Genomic DNA, 1,006 nt, shown 5'->3' with positions numbered 1-1,006 from the left:
CGCGCGGCGGCGATCGCGTCCTTCGCGTCCCGGGCGGTCCCTTTCTGGAAGGTGCCCAGCAGCCACGAGTGGTCTATCGGGCTCCGGTCCTCGAACTTCTCGGCCGCGAGGCGTTCCTTGCCCCCGACGAGCATCGGGTACTCGCACCCGAGGTCGGTCTTCACGCGGGCGAGCGCCTTCTCGAAGTTGCGGTGCAACCCCAGCGGCGGATCGAACATCGTGGCGTAGGTGAGGCGGAAGCCGGCCAACTTCTTCTTCTTCGACTTGAGAGGCACGCGAATGCTCCGGTGGGTTGGTTGTAGGTGGGTCAAGACTAGCTGGCCTTCTGCCCGCTTTCCAGGGGACGGCACTCTGGCAGGCTTGCACTACCTGCGCGAAGGGATGATGGACCTGCTGGCGTCCAAGTTCACGGCGACGGCGGCCCGCGCGCAGCGGACCGCCGGGCGGTCGCGGCAGGATGGCGACGCCTCGCGGGCGCGAGCGAGACCGACCTCGACCAGGCGGCTGGACATCGGATCGATCGTGACCACCGACCGTCGCCACTTCGGCGTCGTGAGACCGGCGCACGACGAGCGGCTCGGGCTACTGCCGTATGGTGGAAAGGGACGAAGACCTCAGCTGCGGTACGATTCGCCCGGCTGCAGGACGACGATCTCCGCCCGGCCGCCGACGGCCTTCTTGAACTCCTCCGGATCCGCCGCGATCAGAGGAAACGTGTTGTAGTGCATCGGGATCGCGACCTTCGGCTGTACGAACTCGACCGCCCGTGCTGCATCCTCGATCCCCATCGTGTAGTTGTCGCCGATGCAAAGGAGCATCACGTCCACCCGCCCCGCGAGGAGCTGCATGTCCATGGTGAGCGCGGTGTCACCGGTGTGGTAGATGCGCGTGCCGCCCATCGTCACCACGAACCCGCAGGGCCAGGTCGCGAACTTCGACCCGTCGGTGCCCTCGACCTGCCCGCCGTGGATGGCGGGAACCAGCTTCACGCGGCCGAACGGGAAGT

2 protein-coding genes are annotated in these 1,006 nt (G+C 67.2%); both read right to left on the bottom strand.

Annotated features, from left to right (window positions below):
- The coding region (locus Q8Q85_13005) for a hypothetical protein (GenBank protein ID MDP3775174.1) at positions 1-275 on the bottom strand (275 nt) is incomplete at its 3' end.
- Positions 276-614: 339 nt separating this feature from the next.
- A partial coding sequence (locus tag Q8Q85_13000; GenBank protein ID MDP3775173.1) for an MBL fold metallo-hydrolase occupies positions 615-1,006 on the bottom strand: 392 nt, incomplete at its 5' end.

Source organism: Gemmatimonadales bacterium (genome assembly GCA_030697825.1).
Lineage (GTDB): Bacteria > Gemmatimonadota > Gemmatimonadetes > Gemmatimonadales > JACORV01 > JACORV01.
This window is presented reverse-complemented; position numbering and strand designations above follow the sequence as displayed.